Origin of the sequence: Brevundimonas intermedia, from assembly GCF_027922165.1 — a bacterium.
GTDB classification, from domain to species: Bacteria; Pseudomonadota; Alphaproteobacteria; order Caulobacterales; family Caulobacteraceae; genus Brevundimonas; species Brevundimonas intermedia.
The window spans coordinates 1-23,194 of record NZ_BSFD01000007.1 but is presented as its reverse complement, the minus strand read 5'-3'; the positions used below and the strand labels follow the sequence as shown (position 1 = coordinate 23,194).

15 protein-coding genes, 1 pseudogene and 1 riboswitch are annotated in these 23,194 nt (G+C 64.8%); of the genes and pseudogenes, 4 read left to right on the top strand and 12 right to left on the bottom strand.

What is annotated here, in order from left to right; all coding sequences use genetic code 11:
* Positions 1 to 474: 474 nt before the first annotated feature.
* Both PKE72_RS11490 and PKE72_RS11485 read right to left on the bottom strand, forming a co-directional pair.
* Entirely contained in the window at positions 475 to 1,899 is a 1,425-nt protein-coding gene (locus tag PKE72_RS11490; protein WP_271165514.1) for a sensor histidine kinase, read from the bottom strand.
* Positions 1,896 to 2,558 carry a response regulator transcription factor gene (locus tag PKE72_RS11485; protein WP_271165513.1) on the bottom strand — a complete coding sequence of 221 codons (663 nt, stop codon included), beginning with the start codon at positions 2,556 to 2,558 and terminating at the stop codon, positions 1,896 to 1,898. The genes PKE72_RS11490 and PKE72_RS11485 overlap by 4 nt, the downstream gene beginning before the upstream one ends.
* A 101-nt stretch (positions 2,559 to 2,659) precedes the next feature.
* Here PKE72_RS11485 and PKE72_RS11480 point away from each other — a divergent pair, with 101 nt between their 5' ends.
* The 4 genes from PKE72_RS11480 (at position 2,660) to PKE72_RS11465 (ending at position 9,936) form a co-directional block, all read left to right on the top strand.
* Positions 2,660 to 3,718, top strand: coding sequence for an ABC transporter substrate-binding protein (locus tag PKE72_RS11480; protein WP_271165512.1), 1,059 nt, complete (start codon positions 2,660 to 2,662; stop codon positions 3,716 to 3,718).
* Between the two features lie 207 nt (positions 3,719 to 3,925).
* A riboswitch (glycine riboswitch) is annotated at positions 3,926 to 4,013 on the top strand.
* Positions 4,014 to 4,187: 174 nt separating this feature from the next.
* Positions 4,188 to 6,875, top strand: coding sequence for a TonB-dependent receptor domain-containing protein (locus PKE72_RS11475; RefSeq protein ID WP_271165511.1), 2,688 nt, complete (start codon positions 4,188 to 4,190; stop codon positions 6,873 to 6,875).
* Positions 6,876 to 6,969: 94 nt separating this feature from the next.
* Positions 6,970 to 8,910 (top strand): S9 family peptidase, encoded by a 1,941-nt coding sequence (locus tag PKE72_RS11470; protein WP_271165510.1) that lies wholly within the window; start codon positions 6,970 to 6,972, stop codon positions 8,908 to 8,910.
* Positions 8,911 to 8,940: 30 nt separating this feature from the next.
* The gene (locus PKE72_RS11465) at positions 8,941 to 9,936 is read left to right on the top strand and encodes an amidohydrolase family protein (RefSeq protein ID WP_271165509.1); all 996 of its coding nucleotides are present in this window, start codon (positions 8,941 to 8,943) and stop codon (positions 9,934 to 9,936) included.
* Positions 9,937 to 10,061: 125 nt separating this feature from the next.
* On the opposite strand, the pseudogene PKE72_RS11460 reads toward PKE72_RS11465, so the two are convergent.
* The 10 genes and pseudogenes from PKE72_RS11460 to PKE72_RS11415 form a co-directional block, all read right to left on the bottom strand.
* Positions 10,062 to 10,644: pseudogene (locus PKE72_RS11460) on the bottom strand (IS5 family transposase); the annotation flags it as partial.
* Positions 10,645 to 10,704: 60 nt separating this feature from the next.
* Complete coding sequence (locus PKE72_RS11455) at positions 10,705 to 12,072, bottom strand: purple acid phosphatase family protein (protein WP_271165508.1); 1,368 nt, start codon at positions 12,070 to 12,072, stop codon at positions 10,705 to 10,707.
* An 11-nt stretch (positions 12,073 to 12,083) separates the two neighbouring features.
* Positions 12,084 to 15,233 carry a TonB-dependent receptor gene (locus PKE72_RS11450; RefSeq protein ID WP_271165507.1) on the bottom strand — a complete coding sequence of 1,050 codons (3,150 nt, stop codon included), beginning with the start codon at positions 15,231 to 15,233 and terminating at the stop codon, positions 12,084 to 12,086.
* A 97-nt stretch (positions 15,234 to 15,330) separates the two neighbouring features.
* Positions 15,331 to 16,305, bottom strand: coding sequence for a FecR family protein (locus PKE72_RS11445; protein WP_271165506.1), 975 nt, complete (start codon positions 16,303 to 16,305; stop codon positions 15,331 to 15,333).
* Positions 16,295 to 16,768: an RNA polymerase sigma factor gene (locus tag PKE72_RS11440; RefSeq protein ID WP_271165515.1), complete on the bottom strand. Its 474-nt coding sequence runs from the start codon at positions 16,766 to 16,768 to the stop codon at positions 16,295 to 16,297. Before PKE72_RS11440 ends, PKE72_RS11445 begins: the two co-directional genes overlap by 11 nt.
* A gap of 385 nt (positions 16,769 to 17,153) precedes the next feature.
* The gene (locus tag PKE72_RS11435) at positions 17,154 to 18,137 is read right to left on the bottom strand and encodes an alpha/beta hydrolase (RefSeq protein ID WP_271165505.1); all 984 of its coding nucleotides are present in this window, start codon (positions 18,135 to 18,137) and stop codon (positions 17,154 to 17,156) included.
* A gap of 16 nt (positions 18,138 to 18,153) precedes the next feature.
* Positions 18,154 to 21,177, bottom strand: a complete 3,024-nt coding sequence (locus tag PKE72_RS11430; RefSeq protein ID WP_271165504.1) for a beta-galactosidase — start codon at positions 21,175 to 21,177, stop codon at positions 18,154 to 18,156.
* The gene (locus PKE72_RS11425) at positions 21,144 to 21,461 is read right to left on the bottom strand and encodes an L-rhamnose mutarotase (protein WP_271165503.1); all 318 of its coding nucleotides are present in this window, start codon (positions 21,459 to 21,461) and stop codon (positions 21,144 to 21,146) included. Before PKE72_RS11425 ends, PKE72_RS11430 begins: the two co-directional genes overlap by 34 nt.
* A 100-nt stretch (positions 21,462 to 21,561) precedes the next feature.
* Positions 21,562 to 22,773 carry a rhamnogalacturonan acetylesterase gene (locus PKE72_RS11420; RefSeq protein ID WP_271165502.1) on the bottom strand — a complete coding sequence of 404 codons (1,212 nt, stop codon included), beginning with the start codon at positions 22,771 to 22,773 and terminating at the stop codon, positions 21,562 to 21,564.
* Positions 22,774 to 22,831: 58 nt separating this feature from the next.
* The coding region (locus PKE72_RS11415; RefSeq protein WP_271165501.1) for a PfkB family carbohydrate kinase at positions 22,832 to 23,194 on the bottom strand (363 nt) is incomplete at its 5' end.

Genomic DNA, 23,194 nt, shown 5'->3' with positions numbered 1-23,194 from the left:
ATCCAAATAGGATAGCGGGCTTTTCTTCGACCAAAATCACGCAACCTAAGCCAGCCTGGAAACTTCGTGGAAGCGCCTGGCGATCAAACCCAGGCAGGGGGCGGCTTTGATCACGATGCGGAAAGGGCGTTGCCTGTCGCCCTGCGAAAGCGCAGGCCAAGATTGTCGCCGGTCATGCCAACAAGCTCGATCGGCAGGTCAGTAGCCGAGAAGGGAATCAACGCCTTCCCCCATTGGAAGGCCTACAAGGCGCTGAAGCGCCCCCTCAGGGTAATAGAGAACCGAGTGGCGGCTATCCTGAGGCGTTTGGCTTTTCCGCTGACTATTCAATGGTTGCGCCCGCCTAGTCAGTATTCCGGCAGAAATCGTATGCCAACGCCACCAACTCTGCGCCGTATTCCACGGGCTCAACCGACGTTAAAACCTGAGGTCATCTGCGATCGGCTGCGTGAACGAATGTTTTTCAAATCCTGGTCAACGACGATCATCAAGCGACGGGACAATGGATTCAGTTAAATCCCGGACGGCACCAAGTTGAAAAATAATTTGTCCGACTAGGCCGCTCCTCTCTACGCTGCGATTTTGAAGTTTGATCTGCGCACCTTGGGCTTCGGCAAGGGTGTGAACGATCGCTAAGCCCAGGCCAAAGCCAGACGTCTGGGATGAGTTGGCGCGGAAGAAAGGGGCGGTGAGATGAGGAAGCGTGGCTTCTGCAACGCCTTGACCATGATCCCAGACACAGACCGAACCCGCCGTGCGCACATGGACAATCACCGGCGGGGCGCCGTGGTGAAAGGCGTTGTCGATGAGGTTTAGTATCTGCTCGGTGATGAGGTCCTCGGCGCCGAGGACGGTTACGGGTTCGGCCGGAAGACGAAGGCGCAGGGCGCCGTCAGGAAAGGCGCGACGCTCGCGGGCGGCCTGACAGGCGCGGCGGGCGGCGCGGCCAAGGTCGGCGGAGGACGATATCCGGGCGCCGTCTGCGCGGGCCGTCGACAGCAGTTGGCCTATGAGGCGCGTCATGCCGCTGACAGCGTCGCGAGAATCGGCCATCAGCCGTCTCTCCTGAGGCGTCCATGGCCGGGTAGAGCCAGCGAGAATTTCAAGATTGGCGGACACCACCGCAAGCGGCGTGCGCAGTTGGTGCGAGGCGTCGGCCGCGAACCGCTGAATGCCGGAGGTCGAGGTCTCCAGCCGCGCCAGCAGGTGGTTGAATGCGTTGAGAACCGGCCAGAACTCCCGGGGCGCGAGATCGACATTGGTGGGTGCGAAGTCGGCCGAGGGGCTGGGACGGCGCGTCAGGTCGTCGATGAGGCGTTTGAGCGAGTTCAAGCCCCATTGAAGGGCAGGCCAGACCAAGAGCGCCGCCAGCACAACCAAAAGGCCGGGAAGAAGCAGCATGCTGCGGTAAAGCTCGCGCAGGCTCGCGCGTCGGGAGTCCAGGCTCTGCGCCACGGAAACGCGAATTGCGGTGTCCCGGCCAGGAATGAACAGGGCCTGTTGCGCCATACGCACCGAAACGCCCCTGACCGACAAATCTGCAAACACCGGCTGGTCCGCCTGGGCCTGCGGGAGGTTAGGCAATTCGGCATAGCCAGTGACGAGCCGGTCGCCTTCGCGAACGCTGTAGAAGACGGCGTCACGTTCGGGGCCATCCAACAAGGCCAAGGCCCAGGGCTCCACGTTCACGGTGACGCGATTATCCGTCACAGAAACCGTCTCGCGGATGGTCTGAAGCGCGCCGGCAAGCAGCCGGTCCGCATTGTTCGCCACCACCCTCTGAGCCGTCCAGGCCCCGACCGCCAGAACGACGAAGGCGAAAATCGCCAGGGGGACCACCTGCGCGATCAACAGGCGTATGACCAGGCTGTGGGAACGAGCGGGCCGGGCTTGGCTCATGGTTCGAGACGATACCCGCGGCCGCGAATATTGGTGACTGCGGGGCCGTCCGGCTGAAGCTTTCGCCTCAACCTGCCGACATGGATTTCGAGGGCATTGAGCGACGGGGCTTCGTCCTGCGGAAAGACCTCGGCGGCCAAAAGGTCACGGTCCACCACCTGTCCCGGCCGGGACGCCAGGACACGCAGGGCCGCCCATTCGCGGGGCCGTAAGGCGAGGTCGCGGTCATTCACCCAAGCGCGCCCGGCGCCCCAGTCGCAGAAGAGGGTTCCGACTACGACCGCGCCGGCGGCTTGTCCTTGACGCCGGCGCACAATGGCGCGCAGGCGTGCGACCAACTCCGATGGAGCGAAGGGCTTAACCAGGTAGTCGTCAGCCCCGAGATCAAGGCCAGCGACCCGGTCGCCGAGGGCGTCGCGCGCCGTCAGCATCAGCACCGGCGTCGATGATCCCCGAAGCCTCAGAGTTCTCAGCACCTCGAAACCGTCGATATCGGGAAGGCCGATGTCCAGGATCGCCGCGTCGAAGGCCTCCGAGCTCTCAAGAAGCAAAGCCTGTTCGCCGCTATCGATGCACATTGCCTCGAAACCTGCTTCACGAAGACTGGCGTCGAGTGAATGCCGTAGCGCCTTGTCATCTTCGACAACGAGTATTCTCATGGCGAGGCGATGGTGCGACGGATCATGGGTGACACAATAACTGGAAAGTGGAGCCGGTGAAGACGGATAGGAGAGATCTGCTCTGCGGCTTAGCGGGAGGAATGGCGGCGTTGACCGTCGCCGGTTGTTCGTCAGAGCCTGAGGGCGCGGGTACGGCGCCGCGGGTGCGTTGGTTGGCTCGGCGTGAAGGGGCGCTTCATATTCTCACCAACACCAGTTTGATGGGCCCGGTGCTGGAGGCCTTTCGCCGCCGCTGGCCGGAGATCGGGGTGCATCTGGACGACACAAACTCCACTCGGATCGCCGAGGAGGTGCGTAGGCTTGCGGACACGCAGCAGGATGGACCAGACCTAGTCTGGAGTACGGCGATGGACGTGCAGGTCAAACTGATCAACGACGGCTATGCTCAAGCCTACAGATCGCCGCATCGTGCGGCCATGCCCGACGGGTCGGTATGGCGTGATCAAGGTTATGGCCTGACGGCCGAACCGATCGTGTTCGCCTATAATCGACGCCGGCTTGCCGCCGATATCGTGCCTCGAAGCCATGCCGATCTGCTTCGGCTCCTCAACACCCGCCCCGAAATCTTTGACCGTCGTGTGACCCTGTATGATGCGGAGCGGAGCGGCGTCGCTCTGATGCAGCTGTCGGCGGACGTGCAGATCTACCCCGACGCCTGGCCGTTGATGGAGGCGCTAGGCGCCCAACGTCCGCGGCTGGACACTTCGGGACAGAGAATGATGGGCCAGATCGCCGATGGGCGGATGGCGTTCGCCTATAATATGAACCAGTCCTACGGCGCGTCCTGGGCGGCGCGCGCGCCCGAGATCGGGCTGATCACGCCCGACGATTATCACCTGTCTGTTTCGCGCGTGGCCTTCATCCCGCGCAACGCCGCCCATCCGAATGCGGCGAGGCTGTTTCTGGATTTCCTTCTGTCCAGAGAAGGGCAGCGGGCGATCGGCGCCCTGGGCGTTCGACCGGTCCGCGACGATGTGGATGCGCCCATGCGTCCCGCCGCGCCGGGTATTCGGCCCATCCGGGTGGGGCCGGCCCTGCTGGCTAATCTGGATCAGGCGCGCCGTGCGACTCTGCTCGCCCGGTGGGGTGAAGCGATGCGGGACGGCGTCAGGGCGCCGTCAGATCCGGCCGCGCCCTGATCGTTCCTGTGGATAAGTCGAAAAGATCCGAATTCCGACTTTCTGTCACGACGCCGTCATGGCGGCCGGCGCCGCGAAGCGGCGGCGGATCTAGACGATGGGACCTGCTCGCGCATAGCAACGATACGCAAATATTACGTCTATTTTGGCAATAAAATTGCATGCCCGACGCATTTGACACAAGCGAGAGGGTCGATCTTACTCAACTTCAGCAAGGCGGGAGAGATCGGCTCCGGCCGACGCCGAAGGCGCAACCGCCCCGGAAACGCTCAGGCAAACGGACCGTCTTGCTGAAGGAACGCTGGAGAGAAGGCCGGATCCGGGGGATGCGGCCTCGCCGAAGGAGAAAGGGTCGGCGACGGCCCGAAACTCTCAGGCCCAATGACAGCGGGGGCGAACGGACGCCGAAGAGCGTCAGTCGCATTGGGCATCCCTGGGGAGGGGCGTCGTCGCCATGAGGAATCTCGCTTTGTCTCGTCTTAACCGCCACCTGACCCACTATTGCAGCGCCATTGCGCTATTGGCCTGCGCCACTTCGGTTCACGCCCAGGAAGCTGAAAGCTCCGCCGACGCCGCCTCGTCCGTCGATGAGATCGTCGTCACCGCTTCGCGTATCGACCGCGCCGGTTTCGAGGCGCCGACTCCAACCATCCACCTGTCCGCTGAGGATCTGTCGGTCGGGGCTCGTCCCAATATCGCCGCTGCGCTCAACGACATGCCGCAGTTTCGCGCCACCACCTCGGCCCAGACGACCGGCACCAACACGGGCGCCGGCAACGCGCCGGTCGATCTTCGCGGTCTGGGCATCAACCGGACCCTGGTCCTGATCGACGGGCGTCGCGTCTCCAGCGAGAACGACCTGAACGCCGTGCCGTCGGTCCTGGTCAAGAGCGTCGACGTGGTCACCGGCGGCGCTTCCGCCGCCTGGGGATCGGGCGCCGTCGCCGGCGTCGTCAACATCGGCATCGACCGCTATTTCACCGGCGGCAAGCTGGGCGCCGAATACGGCATCTCCTCCTATGACGACGCCGAACAGGAACGGTTCGAAGGCGCCTGGGGCACGGACTTCGCCGACGGGCGCGGCCATTTCGTCATCGGCGGCGAATATCTCGACAACGAAGGCGTCATTCCGAAGACCTCACGTCCGAATATCGGCCGGTGGGCTACGGTCAACGGTGCGATTACACCCGACGTGGGCTTCGCCAACGCCGCCTATGGCGGCCTGATCATGTCAGGCGTGAACGCGGGTAAAGTGTTCAACTCGGACGGCACGCTGCGCGCCTTCGACTACGGCACGGTGAGCGGGACGAACTCGATCGGCGGCGAAGGTCCGTCCAACGACGATCTCAGCCCCTTGGTCACCCCGCAGAGGCGCTACACGGGCCTCGCCAGCGCGACCTACGAGATCAATGAAAAGCTGCGGCTTACCGCTGATGTCCGCCATTCTCGGATGTGGAACGACTACATCTGGTTCGGCGACCACAATCGCGGCAATCTGACCATCAGGAGCGACAACGCCTTCCTGTCGGACGAGATCAAGGCCCAGATGGCCGCCGCAGGCCAGACCTCCTTCACCATGGGCCGGTTCAACTCCGACCTGTCCTATTCGACCATCGACTTCGAACGCGTCACCACCCAGGCGACCATCGCCCTGGACGGGGAGTTCGGCGACAACTGGCGCTGGGGCGCCTATTACAGCCACGGCGAATACGACAACAATATCGACACGCCCGGCTTCCTGCTGACCACCAACTACGCCCAGGCGGTGGATTCGGTCATCGATCCGTCGACGGGACAGGCGGTCTGCCGCGTGACCCTGACCAACGCCAACTCGGGCTGTGTGCCGATCAATCTGTTCGGTCTCGGCTCGCCGTCGCAAGAGGCGATCGACTACGTCACCGGCACCCCCAGCATGCGCGCCAACACCAAGCTGGACGTCGGCGGTGTCAGCCTGCGCGGCGAGCCCTTCAGCCTGCCGGCCGGTGATGTCTCCATCGCTGTCGGCCTGGAGGCCCGCAAGGAGTCGGTGGATCAGACCGTCGGCGAGCTGGACGCGGCCAGGGCCTTCACCACCTTCAGCTTCTCGGCCATGTCCGGCGAGTTCAGCGTCAAGGAAGCCTTCGGCGAAGTCCTGGTGCCCATCGTCCGTGACCTGCCGGTTCTGAACGACCTGCAGTTCAACGCAGCGGTACGCGTCTCCGACTACGACACCACGGGCTCCATCTGGTCCTGGAAGGTCGGCGCGACCAACGAGTTCTTCCCGGGCTTCCGCGGTCGGGTGACGCAATCCCGCGACATCCGCTCGGCCAACCTGTCGGAGCTCTTCACGACGACGACGACCGGCTACAACAACCTCAACGACCCGGCCAAGAACGGCGCCCTGGTCTACGTGCTGAACAACGGCGGCGGAAATCCCGACCTTCGCCCCGAGACTGCCGACACCCTGACCCTGGGCGTCACCTATGCGCCGCCGTCCATCCCCGGCCTCAACCTGTCGCTCGACTACTACGACATCAAGATCGACGACGTGATCACGACCATCGCGGCCCAGGATCTGGTCAACCGCTGCTACAACGGCAACCTCGATCTCTGCACCAAGGTCGAGCGGGATGCGGCCGGCAACCTGACCCGCACCCTGTCCACCTATGTGAACCTGGCCGAATACCACACGGACGGAATCGACGCGGAGGCCTCCTATGCGTCGGACGCCGATCTCTGGGTGCCGGGCGCGACGGGGCGGGTGACCATGCGTCTGGTGGGCACTTGGGTGAACAGCCTGACCACCGACGACGGCGTGACCGAGATCGAATATGTCGAGTCTCAAGGCTATTCCTTCGGCCTGGGCGTGCCCAAGCTGCGGGTGAACGCCAGCCTCGGCTGGAAGGGCGAGGTGTTCGGCGCGAACCTGCGGGCGCGCTACATCTCGGCCGGGGACTACAACAGCACCGTCGCCATCTCGAACAACCACATCGACGCCTACACCTATGTCGATCTGGGGCTGACGGCCGACCTCGCGCACTACGGCGCGAACGGGGTCGAGCTGTACGCCAATGCGACCAATCTGTTCGACAAGGACCCGCCGGTCGGGTCGCTCTATTCGCCGTACTACGATGTGATCGGTCGGTACGTCACGGTTGGCGCGCGGTATCGCTTCTAGTTCTGGTCCGCGCTCCGGATCGCCGGCCCCGCCCCTTCAAAGGGGCCGGCGATCTCCCCCTTTTGCTTTCCCCATTTTCCGTGCGGTCTGTTCCATGATTTCCCGTCTGCCGATGGCCCTTTTACTCGCCCTGAGCGTCGCCCCTGCGGCCCTGGCTGAGGCGCCCAAGCCCGCCGCCATCGTCGCTGACGGCCTGCCGGCGGTGCCGGACGAGCTGGTCGCCGCGACCCAACCCTATCTTCAAGCGCGCCGCGCCGCCTTCCTGGGCTGGAACGCCGCCGACCGGTCCATGCTGATCAAGACCCGGTTCGGCGCCACGGACCAGCTTCATGTCGTCGCCGGTCCGGGCGGTGCGCGGACGCAGATCAGTTTCGAGGCGGAGCCGATCCTGGCCGGCGCCCTTTCGCCTTCCGGCCAGACCCTGCTGGTCCAGAAGGACAATGGCGGAGATGAATTCTATCAGCTCTACACCCTGTCCGGCGGCCGGTTGACCCGCATCACCGATGGCAAGAGCCGCAACTGGTTCGGCGCCTGGAGCCCGGACGGTAAACGGGTCGGTTATGCCTCGTCGCGCCGCAACGGCGCCGACATGGACCTCTATGTGGTCGATCCCGCAGACCCTTCGAGCGACCGGCTGGTCGCGCAGGTTTCCGGCGGCGGCTGGAACATCGCCGACTTTTCCAAGGACGGGACGAGGGCCCTGGTCCTGAACCGGATGTCGATCAACAACGCCGTAGTCTATGAACTGGACCTGGCGTCCGGCCGCATGACTCCTCTGACCGATCCGGCGGAGCAGGTCTCCTATGTCGATCCCAAATATGCGGCCGACGGCGCGGTCTGGGCGACGTCGAACAAGGCGTCAGACTTCCTGCGTCTGGGGCGGATCGGGCAGGACGGCTTCGTTCCTGTCAGTCCCGAGACCCGGTGGGACGTCAGCGACTACGCCCTGTCGCCCGACGGGAGCTTCGTCGCCTATGCGGTCAACGAGGCGGGCGTCTCGCGGCTCAAGGTCATGGATGTCGCCTCAGGCGCAGTCCGTGTCGTCACGGGCCTGCCGGAGGGCGTCATCCCCTACAGCATCGGCCCCGCCATCGACATCGCCCCCTGGGGCGCGATCGGCCTGAGCCTGTCGTCCGCACGGGTGTCCGGCGACGCCTTCTCGATCGATCCGACGACCCTGGCGGTCACCCAGTGGACCCACAGCGAGACCGGCGGCCTGGATCCCGTCGCCAACATCGAGCCCCAACTGGTGGAAGTGAGGAGCTTCGACGGCGAGACCGTGTCCGGCTTCCTCTATCGGCCCGACGCGACCAAATTCCCCGGCAAGCGCCCCCTGATCGTCGACATCCACGGCGGGCCGGAAGGCCAGACCCGTCCCGATTTTCTGGGGTCTCAGAACTATCTGCTGAACGAGCTGGGCGTGGCCCTGTTCTTCCCGAACGTGCGGGGGTCGTCGGGTTACGGCACGCGGTTCGTCAACCTGGACAATGGCCCGTTCCAGCGCGAGAATTCGGTCAAGGACATTGGCGCCTTCCTCGACGCGCTGGAGGTTGATCCGACCCTGGACGCGGCGCGTTTCGCCGTCACCGGCGTCTCGTACGGCGGCTACATGTGCTACGCGACGGCGGTGCATTACAGCGACCGGCTGAAGGGGGCGAACTGCTACGTCGCCATCTCCAACTTCGTCACCTTCCTGGAAAACACCCAGTCCTATCGCCGCGACCTGCGTCGCGTGGAATACGGCGATGAGCGTGATCCGGCCCAGCGCGCCCAACTGCAGGCGATCTCGCCCCTGACCAGCGTGGACAAGATCACGATCCCGCTGTTGATCGCGACCGGCGGCAACGATCCACGCGTGCCGGCGTCCGAGGCTGACCAGATTATCAGCGCCGTGCGCGGCAACGGCGGCACGGCTTGGCACCTGCTGGCGCAGAACGAGGGCCACGGGTTCCACAAGAAGGAAAACGAGGATTACTATTTCTGGACCAGCCTGTTGTTCTGGAAACAGACGTTGTTCAGCGACGCCGCGCGCTGAGCCTGACCGGCGTCTTTCAGAAATCTATCCATGACCTTCAAACGCATCGTTGCGGCGAGCGCGGTTTTGGCCGCGCTCCTTGCGGCGCCCGTGATGGCGCAGACCCGCATCCCGGTTCAAACCGACCATCACGTCCACGTCCATTCGCCGGCTATTCTCGAGATTTTGCCGGCCTATTGCAGCAGTCCCGGGCGGATCGGGGCCTGTGATCCGGCCTTCGTCGAACCGCTGACGGCCGATGATCTGCTGGCGGACATGGATGAGGCGGACGTGCAGACGGCCTGGATGATGTCCACGGCCTATCTGGCTGAAAGCCCGATGATGGTTCCCCCGCTGGCCGACGCCGCGACGCGGGTTCACGACGCCAACGCTTTCATCGTGGCCACAGCGGCGGCGCATCCTGGGCGACTGATCGCCTTCGTGTCCGTCAATCCGCTGACGCCGGATGCTCTGGCTGAGATCGAAACGTGGAGGGACGCGCCTTTCGCCGAAGGATTGAAGCTGCACCTGACCAACTCGGGTGTCGATCTGCGTAATCCCGACCACGTCCGTCGCCTGGCGGACGTCTTCGACGCCGCATCCGACGCCCGACTGACCATAATGATCCACATGCGCACCCGTGTGGAGGACTATGGAGCGCGCGACGTCCGCATCTTCGTCGAACAGGTTCTGCCCCACGCCCGCAACATCCCCGTCGTGATCGCCCATTCCGGCGGCTGGGGCGGCCTGGACGCGAACACCTGGGACGCGCTGGAGGGGTTTCGACAAATCCTGGCAGACCAGCCGGACATATTTCCCAACCTCTTCTTCGACCTGGCCCAGGTCTTCGACGCCGATACGTCGTCGGAAAACCGGGCGCGGCTGGTTGATGTCATGCGAAGCATCGGCGTCGAGCGTTTCGCGCCGGGTTCCGATTGGCCGTTCTCCGGTCCGCTGGACGGCTATCTGAACGACGCGATGGGATTGTTGCCGCTGTCGTCACAGGAAGCGGAAGCTTTGAGGCGACGACGCATTGCGGTGAGATGATCTGCACGCATGCGGATGCTGTTTCGCGGGCAGAGTCTATCGCCACTGTCGGCGCATCCTGACATCAGCCGGGAAGATCGGATGAAGCGCCCACTTTGGCCTCTCGATCATTGTGAGAGGTCGGGTTTGCGGCCAAGGATGCAAGGCGTAATGCCCTTGGCCTGAAAGCCGTCCCGGAACCAATCAGCGTCATAGCCCGGTCGCCCAGCAGCCATTGCGCTCTGGGCAGGCTGTCCAGAATAGCGGCCGCGCCGGCATAGCCGCTGACCTGGCCCGCCGTCATAAACAGGCTGATCGGTCGTCCGTTCGCATCGGTCAAGGCATGGAGCTTGGTGTTCACGCCGCTTTTCCTTCGTCCGATCAGCCGCCCAAGGCCCCCTTCTTTTCCCGCAGGCTCGAAGCCCTGCGGTGCGCCTTGAGATAGGTCGCGTGATCGTGACCGTGCGACGTTCGGCCTGAGCGCCAGACAGGCCCTCCATCATACGTACGAAGACGCCCGCCTCGCTCCACCGCTTCCAGCGATTGTGGAGGGTCTTGTGACGGCCATAGGCCGCCGGCGCGTCGCGCCAGCGCAGGCCGGTTGCGGTCGACGACGATGATCTCGCTCCATACTCGGCGATCATCCACTCTGGGCTTGCCGTGGCAATTCGGGAAACAGGGTTTCAGCCGAGCCATCTGCTCGTCCGTCAGCCAGTACAGGTCACTCATCGTCCAGACTCCTCAGGAGCCGAAATCAGATCGCCCGCATCACATCAATGGGTCCTGAGCCTAGCGCACTCCCCCGTTGGCGTCGTCTTGTGCCAGCGCCTCCACCTTGGCTACCCCGTCCTGGCCTTTTGTCAGGCGGAACGCGTCCAGTTCCCGGCCCGTCGCGGTAAAGGCGCGATAGACCACCGCATCTTGCGACACGTCTAGGGTCTGGAAAGTCTGCGTCCGCTCCGCCATTCGATCCGCCCAGGTGAGGTTCGCCACCGGATACATCTTCGGACCGGCGACCGAGACGACATAGGTCGAGCCGTGGTCCGCCCTATGCCCCGGCCCGGCGTTGCTCATGGCGCCCTGGCCTATGGCGCCGCGGGCATAGCCGTGGTCATGGGCCTGAAGCACAAGGTCCACCTGATATTTGTCGATCAAAGGCTTCAAGGCGTCGCGAACCCGGCTGTTGTCGCGGTCGGGATCGATCGAGAACAGCGGGAAGTGCAGGAACAGCACCGTCCAGCGGTTTGGATTGTCCGCCAGAACCTGGTCCAGCCATTGCACCATTTCAGTCCGCATGGCCTCGTCGCCGTGGAACAGCGGAGCGTCGATCGAAATCAGACGGAGCCCCTGATAATCGACGGTCCAGGCGGTTTCCTTCAGTCGCTCCACGCCCGCCGGCCCGGTCTCCGGCAGGGTGAACTGCCGGCGCCATTGGGGATTCAGGATCGGGCCGCGACCGTATTCGTGATTGCCCGGCGTCGGCATCTGCGGCGTCTGAGCGTACAGGAAGCCGCCCGAGGCGAACCATTCGCCCCACTCGTTGTCGCTGTCGTGCCGGTTGATCAGATCGCCGGCGTGGATGACGAAGGCGGCGTCGCCCGCCTTGCGGAATCCCATCCTCAGCGTGCGCGACGCCTCGCTGAGGATATTGTTCTGCATGTCCCCGAAATACAGGAAGGTGAAAGGCTCGGGCGTCGCAGCCGCCGTCTTGAACTGCAGCCACTCCGACCAAGCCCCGCCCGAACCGACACGATAGACATAGACGGTCGCCGGCTTCAGCCCCGTCATCACGGCCGAATGATAGGCGGCGCGGAAGTCCGCCGCCTCACGCACGGCCAGCACCGCGTCGTCGGTGGTCGCGGCCACACGAACGGCGGAGGCGATGAAGTCCGGCCCGTCCTGGGCCTCGGCAAACTCCACCTCCCCGTCCAGGCCCGGCGCGGTGCGCCAGGTTACGGCCATCTGATGCGCTGGATCGGCCGTCAGGTTCAGAATGATCCGCTCGGGCTGGACCGTCGCCGGCGCTATCGGGCGTTCGGACGTCTGGACCGGCGACGGTTCAGGTCGATCCGTACGCTGGGTCTGGGCCAAGGCGCCGGTGGAGACGCCCAGGGCCGCGACAGCGGCCCCGAGCATGAGGGTGCGAGCAAACTTCATTTTCGCCACCCTCAGAAGACGTAGGTCAAGCCGAGCGAGATCGACCGCCCGTTCTTGATATAGGCCCGGCTGGAGGTCGTGCTCGAACCGGCCGTGTACCAGTAGGTGTGGTTGTCGAAGAGGTTCTGCACCTGCAGCGAGGCGGTGGCCCCGGCCCACAGTTTGCGCCGCACGTTCAGGTCCACGAACTCATAGTCCTGTTCGTAGGGATTATTGCCGAAGTCCTGAATCCCCTCGAGGAACTCGGACTGGTAGCTGTAGGCGGCATAGGCTTCCCAACCGCTGTACTGCCAGAACAGCTGCACATTGGCGATGGCCTCGGGCGTCTCCATCAACGGCAGGGTGTAGCCCACCGGGTGCCAAGAGATTCCGGTCTCGGCTTCCGAATGCTGCAGCGTCAGATTCACGCTGGCGCCCAGGCCCGACAGGGCGCCGGGCAACCAGTGGAATATCTGCTGGGCGCTCATCTCGACGCCGTAAACCTCTGCCCATTTGCCGTTGTTGGGCATGGAGATGGTGACGCCGTCCGGCCCGATGTTCGCCCCCGCCGTACCGTCGCGGATGTTGCTGGAGGCCGAGCGGAACAGGAAGTTCTCGATATCCTTGTAGAACAGGCCCAGCGAATAGGCGCCGGTGTCGCCGTTGTAGCGCTCGATCGACAGATCGTAGTTGATCGCCTTCATCGGCTTCAGGTCGGGGTTGCCCTGTTCGATGCCGATCAGCACCCAGTCCGCGGTGGGGTTCTCATCGCCGTCGCCGTCCGGATCGGTGTCGTAGCTGTATTCCCGGGCCGAGGTCATACGGGCGATGTCAGGACGGGCGAAGCTGGTCCAGATCGCCGCGCGCACCTTGGTGTTGCGGTTCAGCGCATAGTTCAGATGGATCGAGGGCAGGACATTGACGAAGTCGCTCTTGTCCGTCGTGAACCGCTCGCCCTGAACCTCGTCCAGCACGTAGGCAGAGATGTCGTTGCGCGTGCTCTCGACCCGCAGGCCGCCGATGATCTGGGCGTCGCCGAAGCGGGCCGTGGCCATCAGATAGCCGGCGAGGATGTCTTCCTTGAACTCGAAACTGTCCTCGTTGCTGAGTTCGGCGCTGGAGGGGTCGGTGGCGAAGCCTTCGAAGAAGCTGCTGTCGCCGTTCATCGCCCGACTCAGCTCCGCCAACATGGCCTGGTTATCCAGCACCACGCCCAGGCGATAGAAGCCCGTGTATTCGCCGTCGAACAGGTTCGTGACCTCCTTGCCGTAGAAGGCCGAGAAGTCCGCCAGGGTTCCCTCCGCGTCCAGATCAAGGAATTCGCCGCTATAGGTCGAGCGTTTGGAGGAATAGAATTTCGCGCCGCCCTTCACCGACTCCAGCCAGGGCGAGACAGGGCTCCATTCGGCGTTGAACTGGCCCTGCCACAGATCCTCTTCCGCTCCGCCGACCTCGCCGGACAGGCCAGCGTAGTCGTATTCGTTCGGGTCCTGCACCGCCGCCATGCCGGCTTCGTTCAGCACCCATTTGGGGAAGCGGCTGTCGCCGAAGTTGACGATGTCGACGCCTTCATTGCCCAGCCAGCCGTATTTGTCGCTACGGAACTCCATCTCGTAGCTGTCGTCGATATTGTCCTCGGACTTGGCGTAAGACAGGTCGTAATCCAGCTTCACATCGCCGTAGCGGCTGACGCCGCCAAGGTTCAGCGACATCAGCGAGCCGGTCTCTCGCGACCCTTCCCAGAAGCGACGCAGGCGGAAGCCCTGCGGATCCCAGGTCCCCGAGGCGCCGTTCAGCGTGTAGTAGGACTTGGTCGATCGGTCCGCATCGGTGATGACGCCGTCGCCGTCCCGGTCAACGATCTGGGCGGTGGTGTAGGAATAGATATTGCCCTTGGCACCTGAACCTATGATGGCGTCGTCCGGGTTGGCCAGACCGGTGGCGGTCTTGTCCACCTGGGTCAGTCGCGTCGAGTTCTTCGCCGTATCGTTGCGGAAGTTCAGCCGGTTATCGAACTCGTCCTGAGTGTACTCATTGAACTGACCGCGAAAGTGGAAGTCGTGGCGGTCGCCGCGGTAGTCGAGACTGGCGTTCAGCCCTTTGCGCTCGACCTCGGTCTCGCCGAACGCCAGGTCCATGCCGCGCAGCACGAAGGTATCGGTGTCCCAGCCCAGGCTCTCGCTGTCTTCATACCAGACCGGAGGCTGGTTATCGCCATCGACGCCGTTCTGTTCGAACTGGGACTTGCGTCGCGACCAACTGGCGGTGACGAACACGCCCCAGCGGTCGTTGAACTGGCGGCCGAAAGAGCCTGAGACTTCGCCCGAGGTCTTGTCGTCGAACTTGTCCAGGAACCCGGCCGAGGCCGACAGGACGCCGTAGGTCGGCTTATGGTCGAAAGCGGTAGGGGTGCGGATGTCGATGGAGCCCCCCAGAGCGTCCCCGTCGCGGTCCGGGGTCAGGCTCTTGACCACGGTGATGGAGTCAATGCCTTCCGGCGGCAGAAAGCTGAGGCGTACACCGCGATAAAAGCTGTCGTCCGGTGAGCCCGTGCCGCCGATGCGAACGCCGTTCATGGTGTAGTTGTTCAGCTCGGTCGACAGACCCCGGATCGTGATCCGGTCCCCCTCGCCCGTGGTGTGGTTGCGGACAGCGTTGACGCCAGGCAGGCGCGACAGGGACTCGGCCACATTATTGGCCGGCAGGTCGCCCATGTCGTCGGCGCTGATGACATCTGAGATGAAGTCGGCGTCGCGCTTGGCGTCCAGCGAGCGGCGCATGCCGGCAGCGTAGCCGACCACCAGGACCTCCTCCAATACCGTCGCATCTGGGGTGGGCGTCAGAGCCTCGGCCGACTGACGCACCAGGGTCAGAACGCCGCGCACCTCGCGCGCTTCAACGCCGGAACCCGCAATCATCCGACGCAGGGCCTCGCGGGGCGTCATTGAGCCGGAAACGGCCTGAGCCCGCAGTCCGCGCGTCAGTTCGGGGTCGAAGACGATCTGCAGGCCGGTCTGCCGTGACAGGGTCTGGATAGAACGGCCCAGATCCTGCGCCGGGATGTTGAGGGCGGCGGGCGCCTCTGCGCTGCTAGCGGCCTGCCAAGCCTGGGCCGGAGCGGCGGCGGATGTCAGGACGGCGACGGCGGCGGCCGCAAGGAGGCCGGTCTTGTAAATACGCATATGATAGATCCCCCGCGGCCGAACCTAGCCGCTATTGGGGAAGACGACGGACATCGCGGTCCTGACACCCGTCTTGAAAACTTGCTCTATCCGTCACCTAAGCGTCAGACAGCAGATAGTGACCGGCGTCTTTTCGGATCAGTCTGAGCCCATGAAGACGGGCGATCGCGGCCAAGGCGTTCTCGGGATTCTCATAGGAGAATCGGCCGCTGACGAGCGCGCCGCCAAGTTGCGGATCCGAGAGGGAAACCTCCACGCCCGTGGTACGTTTCAGATCGTCGATCACGCTGATCAGGGTCGTCTCGTCCAGCTCCAGCCAACCCTTCGTCCAGGATGGAAGGTCGGTCTCGGCCTCGGGTTGTCGCAGGCGGGCGCGCTGGACGCCGGCCTTCAACACGCGACCACGCTCTCCAGCCCGGATTCTCACGACGTCCCCCTTGTTCGGCGTCACATCGACGGCGCCTTCGAACACCACGACCTCGACCATCGGGCCATCGGGCGTCTCGAGAGAGTCCACATTGAACCGCGTGCCAACAGCGGTGACCCGCACCCCTTCGGCTTCCACGGTGAATGGGCGTCCGGCGTCATGGGCGACTTCGAAGAAGCCTTCGCCGTCCAGGCGCAATCGCCTTTCCGTGTCGCCCAGCAAGACGCGCACCTTGCTTGCGCCATTCAGACGGACCGCCGAACCATCTGCCAGGGCCACAACTTGCGGAGCACCGCGGCGACCCACGATCAGATCTCCCCGAAGGGAAGAGGTTGCGCCGAACAGGGCCACGCAGGCGACACAGGCGGCCAGGCCCGCCGTCGCCCAGACCTTCATCCAGACCGGCGTTGAGACGAACACGCCCGGCTTCACTGTCCTGTGAGCCGCTCGCCGCGCCGCCCACAGGACTGCAGGATCGGCGATCAGGGCCTCGTGCTGCTGCAGCAGCCGCTGTCGATCAGGCCGTCCCACCAGCCATGCTTCCAGATCGGACTGCCGCGCTGGGGTCCAGCCGCCCCCCTGCCTTTCATCCGCCCATAGGGCCGCCGCCCGGTCATCGCGAGCGTCAAATGATTCAATCGACATGACGCCCCTCCGCCGTCTTGCGAAGCGTCTGAGCGGCGCGACTGTAGTGCTTCTGGACCGCCTCGACCGACATGTTCAATTCGCGGGCAATATGTTCATAGGATTCCTCGCCGGCGCGGCGCCTCACGAACACCTCGCGGCGGACGGCGGGCATAGCGTCCAAGGCTCTCTGACAAAGGCGCAGCCGTTGGCTCATGTCCAGCGCTTCCAAGGGGGACGCGGCATCGTCGGCTTGATGGTCCGCGCCGCCGAAATCGTCAAAGGGCGTAGATTCCGACCGGCGCGCGCGATCGATCAGAATATTGCGAGCGGCCCGCATCGCGTAGGACAGCGGATCGGTGATCAGCGCCACGCGCGCTCGGGAAAGAACACGCAGAATGGCCTCCTGCGCGACGTCCTCCGCATCGGCGCTCGACGCCAGTCTCCGTCGCACATAGGCGAGAAGCGCACGATTGTGCGTCACAAGCGCCTGCCCTACCTCGTGCTCATGACTCAACTGGCAGCCCCTTACCGAAGGAGCCGATATAGAAGCAGCGCGTAACGGAAACTCGACATCATGATGTCGGTTTGACTTCACCCGCGGACGAAAGGCGCCTCGCCACCCGTCAATCCCTCACGGTCGCGGAACCGGTCGCGTCGGGCGGCTGCTCCCGCCGGCGAAGCAGATGGCCATCAACGCACAGCTCATCCGGCATGACAAACGTCGCTACAAGCGGCGAACCGCATCGAGATCATGTTCGTGCGCCTGAAAGACTGGCGGGTCGCCACTCGCCCTCCCGCACCCAAACGATCACACCGTCGCCTCCAAGGGGCAGCGGCTTTTGCTGGAAGAGACCGACCAGACGTCTCTATCGCTCGCGCGTCAGGAAGATGTTGAGAAGTCTCATCCAAGACGGACCGGCTGCCGCACTGACCTCCGCCAAACCGTGGCCTCCCTTCTCGAAAATATGAAGCTCGCAAGGAAGGTTCTGGACGCGGCACGCTTGCCAGAGGAGAAGGCTGTTCTCGGCGGCCACCACGCGGTCGTCCGCCGCTGCGGCCAGAAAAAGCGGAGGCGCGTTCGACGGCAGATGGCGCTCGACCGAATAGGCGTCGCGCTGGGCCGAAGACGGCGTACTTCCCAATAGGGCGCGCGCCGAAACCGCGTGGGCGTAGGGCTCCATCATCGTCACGACGGGGAACATCAGTCCCGCTGCGTCGGGGCGCGTCGGGAGTTGATCGATGATGTCGATAGGCCGATAGGCGTCCCGGTCAAAGGCGGTCGCAAGCCGGCCTGCGACATGGCCTCCGGCCGAAAAACCCGCCACGGCGACGCGGGCCGGATCAAAGCCCAGGTCGGTCGCGCGGGCCCGGACCATGCGGATGGCGCGCTGGGCGTCCTGAAGCGAAACATCAGGGCCGGCCGCCCATCCGTCGGCCGGCAGGCGATAGTTCATGACGAAGACGGTGAAGCCCAGATCGGCCAAGCCGGCGTCTATGGATCCGCCGGCCTTGTTGACGGCCACCCGCTGATATCCGCCGCCGGGGATCATCAGGATCGCTGCGCCGTTGGGACGCGCCGGGCGACGCACCGCCAGCCAGGGATCGCGGATGTGCAGATAGGCGGTGTCGTTGGGATCGCCGCCGGGGGTGCGCAGGATGACCTGTTCCTGGGCCGTGACCTGTTCGCCGCCGGGCGCGCCGTTGGGCCAGAGGGGGTGAATCTCCAGGCCGGCCGGTGCTGAATGCCGCGCCATATCCTGAGCGCGGAGAGGAAGCGCGGGCGTCAGAGCTGCGCCGGCGGCAAGGCCGAGCAGGGCGCGACGTTCGATCAGAGAGGAAGGTGTCTTCATCTAAATCAGTCCCCGCTCACTGGGCCTGGGCGCGTGTGGTGACGTCCACTCCGCCCCGCACGTTTCGCAAGGTCACCAGCCGCACATCTTCCAGCACATTGCCCGGCGCGCCGTCGGTGGAGACCACCAGGGCGATGCTGTTCCGGCCGCGATGATTCAAAATGTGTTCGGGCAGGGAGAAGACCCGCTGCGGACCGACATTGGCGATGAACTGGCCCATATGCCATCCATTGACGAAGATCAGCACCCGGTAGGCCCGGTCGGATCGGGGCGTGTCCGTATCGCCGAAGGCAAGGCCGATTGAGGCGTCCTGGCCCGCCGGAACGTCCAGATCGAAGCGCGTCCGGTACCAGGTCACACCCGGCTGGAGGGGCTCGCCGACCATGCCGGGTCGCCAATCCCCATCCTTGAATTCGGGCAGGTGCCACCCGTGACGTTCCCCGAACAGGCCGCCGTTGTTGGGCACGCCGCGAAGAGTGTCGGCGAAATCCTCGCCGCCTGCGCGGCCCTGGATCTTCCACGATATCGGCACGGCGAAGCCGGGACCGACACGCGGCGCGACCGAAACCGACACCAGACCGCGCGCCTCCTTGTGGAAGTCGTTGGCGTCCAGATTCCAGTTGTGGCCGTTGTTGCGGACCATCACCGATACGACATGAGGTCCAGGCGTGCGGGCCGCCTCGGGCAGATCGAAGGCCGCGACGCCGGTGGTGATCGGGCGGGGGATGCCGCTGGGCAGTTCGTGTTGCCCCACAAAGACGCCGTCGAGGAAGACCTGCGCCATGCCCGCGCCGCCGGCGCCGTAGAAGAGGTTGATCGTCTCGGCCTCAGGCCCGCCCTCGAACCGGCCGCGATACCAGACGTCGCCCTCGTGGAAGCCATAGGCGTCCATCAGCATGTTGGGCTGGCCGTCGGGCCGCAGGGTGTTGCTGGCGTAAGCGCGATTATCGATCGTCTGCCAATCGTGGTCGTCGAACTCCAGTCGGGCCTCGGGCGATTCCGGGGCGACGCGCCAGTCGCTCAAGACGGGCAGGGCGAAGGCTGCCGGTCCGGCCAGGGGCGTCAGGGCCTCCAGACTGCCGGACGCAGTGGCGCGGGTGGCGACGACGGCGCCGTTCCATCGCACCGAAGAGGCCGGCGCAGCGGACCACAGTTCCAACGGCGTGGACTCGCGTGTGTCTCCGGTCAGCAGCAGCCGGCCGCGCTCGGTCCCGGCGTGTCGCAACAGGGCGGGCCCGCGCACCAGAACATCGCCCTGGCGCCAGAACCGCGCGGCTTCCTTTTCTTCGCCGATCAGCAGCAGCAGGTCGGGCCGACCGCCGCCGCTGATCCGCACACGGCTGAGCCCGACGTGCTCATAGTCGAGCTTGAGGTCGCCGCTCGCCGCATCGAACGTCGAACGCACGTCCCCCTCCAGGACGGTGATATCGGGTTGCGCGGCGAAACGCAGGACGGTTTCGCCGGGCTCCCCCGCCCGGCCGTACATCAGCAGGACGTCGTGTCGGCTCGCGGGCAGAACGGCCTGCAACTCCGACGTCGAATAGACCAGTCTCTGGCCCGCCAGGTCGACCCCGGCCACCAGCCATTTGGCGTCGAAACCGTTCAGGGTCATGGGCATGACGTAGCGCCCGTCGGGCAGGTCGGCCGTAACGGTGAACTGGTCGTTGGTCTGGCCGTTCGACGGCTTGTGCGTCACCAGCAGGAAGCGGGCGTCCGTCTCCGGGCTGCGGTTGTGATAGACTTGGATATTGGGCGAGGAGATCGCCGGGACGCCCGCCGGGACCATGCCGGCCAGGTCGGGGACCGAGGCGATCAGGCCGGCGAGTTGCTTCATCTCCTCGGCCTTGGGTCGCAGCTCGCGCGTCTCCGAGATCGCTGCGCCATAGTCATAGCTGGTGAAGACGACCGGCGCCGCCAGCCATCCCCAGCTGGTCCCCCCGAAGCCGACATAGATGCTCTGCAACGAGATGCCGTTGGCCAGGTTGACGCCGTAGAAGACGCGCTGGAAACGCTCACCGCGTTGAACGGCGTTGCACTCATAGCCGCCGTTGGATCCCCAATAGTCGAACCAGCCGCCGCCGATTTCCGCCATGAAGCCCGGCGTCGCCGGAGACGCCGAGGCGCCCCCCTTGGCGCCGCCCGGACCATAGAAGCCCCAGTCAGGCGCTGCGGCGCCGCGCGTCGTGCGGCCCTGGACGGTGCAGGTGCCGCCGGGATAGCCGTCGAAAGCGTACAGGTCGACCGGTCCGGGAACGACCTTGTCCACCGGTGAATCTTCGGGCGTCCAGTAGCCGTTGCGGCCCTGGTCGTTATGGAAGATGGGCACATTGATCCCGTCCGCCCTCGCCTTGGCGTACAGATGATCCATGTAGCGGCGGTGGGCCGGCGTGGTGGCCGCCAGTTCGTTCTCGATCTGATAGAGGATGACCGAGCCTTGGTTGCCCCTGCCGTCGCCGTTGATCTGATGGCGGGCGATGATGGCGTTGACCTGGGTCAGCCATTCGTCGGCGGCGGCGAGATATTCGGGTGAATCCGTTCGGGACGGCGCGCGCTGGTTGACCAGCCATCCGGGGAAGCCCCCGCGCGTCAGTTCGGCGTTGGCGTAGGGGCCGGGCCGGACGATGACATAGAGGCCCTCTTCTGCGGACATCCGCAGTAACCGATCCAGGTCGCGGATGCCGGTGAAGTCGTAAACCCCCTGTTTGGGGCTGTGGTAGCCCCAGTCGAAATAGAAGGCGACGGTGTTGAATCCGCTGGCCTTCATCTTCTGTAGAATGTCTCGCCACAGCTCCGGGCTGGGCAGGCGGAACGGGTGCATTTCGCTGGACCAGATCACCAGCCGCTTGCCGTCGATCATTAGAGATCGGGCGTCGAACGAGACACGGCCGAAGGTCTGAGCCGGCGCGGTGAAGTCGGCCGTGGAGCGGGCCTCCTGCGCCGTGACGGGCGCCGAAGACAGGAGTGGGGCGGCGGCCACGGCGGCCGCGAACAACAGGGCGCGGCGCATCAGGACAGATGGAACATCTGGCGCAGCGGCCATTCGCTGGGCCTGTCGTCTGCCTCAACCTCCATCAGGGGCGCCATCGACGTCCACCATTTTCGCATCAGCGGATGGTTGGGCAACTGGTCCAGTGTGTGGTCGTCCGCGCGGCGCATGACGGCGAACAGGGACAGGGTCTCTTCGTCCAGAAAGATCGAATAGTCGCTCACGCCGCTGGCCTTCAGCAGGTCGGCAAGCTCGGGCCAAAGGGAGTCGTGGCGCGCCTTGTAGGCATCGACCGCGCCGGGTTTCAGCTGCATCCGAAAGGCGTGAAGCGAGCTCATGAATCCTCCAGACCGATTATTCGGTACATTATTTCACTATGTGGTAACTCGCTTCGATCGGGGGGTCAAACCCATAGGCGGCGGCGATGCGTCGCGGGTCTCAGTCGCCGCTCGGGCGCTGTTGGCTGTAGGCGCCGCTGGCGACGATGTCGGTCTCTTGCATCATCGCGGCGTCCGGAACGAAGCGCCTCGCTTCAGGCGACACATGGTTGCTCAGTTCCGGAATCTGTTGTGCGACCTGGGCTGCAAGGGCTCGCGCCAGCAGCCAAGCCCCAGCGTTGTTATGATGGGTGCGGTCGGCGCCCCCATCGTTGAACAGGGTGGCAGAAACGTCTGGACCCAGGGCTTCGTAGATCCGGCGCGAGCTGTCGTTGAGGTCTATCAGGGGCACGCCTTCTTCCCGCGCGACGCGGCGCACGGCCTCCGGATAGTCGCCCAGACTGTCCACGATCCGACCGTCGCGGAAGGTCCGCCGCTCGGGCGACGTGACCAGCACCGGATGGGCGCCGCGACGGCGGGCTTCGGCGATGAAGACCCTGAGATAGGCGGGATAGGTGGTCTGCGGATCCGCATAGGTCTGGGGCCATTGCGTCTTCTGGTCGTTGTGACCGAACTGAATGAACAGCCAGTCGTCGGCCTTCAGCGTGGACAGGATCTTGGCCAGTCGCAGTTCGCTGATGAAGGACTTCAGCGTTTCGCCGGAGTGGGCGTAGTTGGCGACGGCGATGTCCGGAGTCAGCAGGGCGGGCAGCATCTGGCCCCAACTGGTGGCCGGTTCCGCCGGCTGGTCCGTCACCGTGGAGTCGCCGGCCAGGTAGATGACCGGCGTCTCGACCGGCTCGATATCGATGGAGGCGACGCGCGGTCGGCCCAGGAATTCCAGCGTCAGCTTGTTGTCCCAGGTCAGGCTGTGAGCCTCCTGATCGGACAGGCTGACGGCGGACCGACCGGGCGCGTTGGCGGGGGGCGGCGGCAGGGCGGGACTGCGGACGTGGACCAGGAAGCTGCGCGTGACCGCTGTGTTTGAGGGCGTGACCACGTCTCGGGCCATCAGTCTGCGCGCCTCCGCCTTGACCGTGGTTCGCCCAGGCTGGGTTCCCCCGAACCGGATGGTAACGCGATAGACACCCTCAGGCACGGCGACGGAGAACAGAAATCCGTCGTCGGACGCGCCGGGCTCATACCCGTACTGTCCTGACGCATAGACCTGTTGCCGCGTCACCGCGACGCGCCCTGGTTCGCGGGACGCAGGCGAAAGGTCGAACCGCCAGGTCGTCAGTGCCGTCGCCATCACCATCGCTGTCAACATCATGGGGCGGGATCCAAATTGGTGGGGAAAACTGCCAAAACCCTCGACATATTCTCCAGCTTTACCGTCGGATATCGAAACCTTCGTGCTGCATGGCCGCCCGGACGTCCTCAGCGGAGAACAGGTTGAAGTCGCCGGGGACGGAGTGTTTGAGGCCGGCGGCGGCGAGGCCGAAATCGAGGGCCTGCGGGTCGGTCCATCCGCTCCAAAGGCCGAACAGGACGCCGGAGGCGAAGGCGTCGCCGCCGCCGACGCGGTCGATGACGCCGGCCATGTGGATGGCCTCGGCCCGGGTCTCGATCACGCCGTCGCCGTCGCGGGTCAGCATGACGGCGGACAGGGCCTGGTCGGCGACGCTGTCCTGGACCCGCAGGGTGCAGGCGATGCGTTGCAGGCGAGGGAAGGCGGCGAAGGCGGCGGCCGC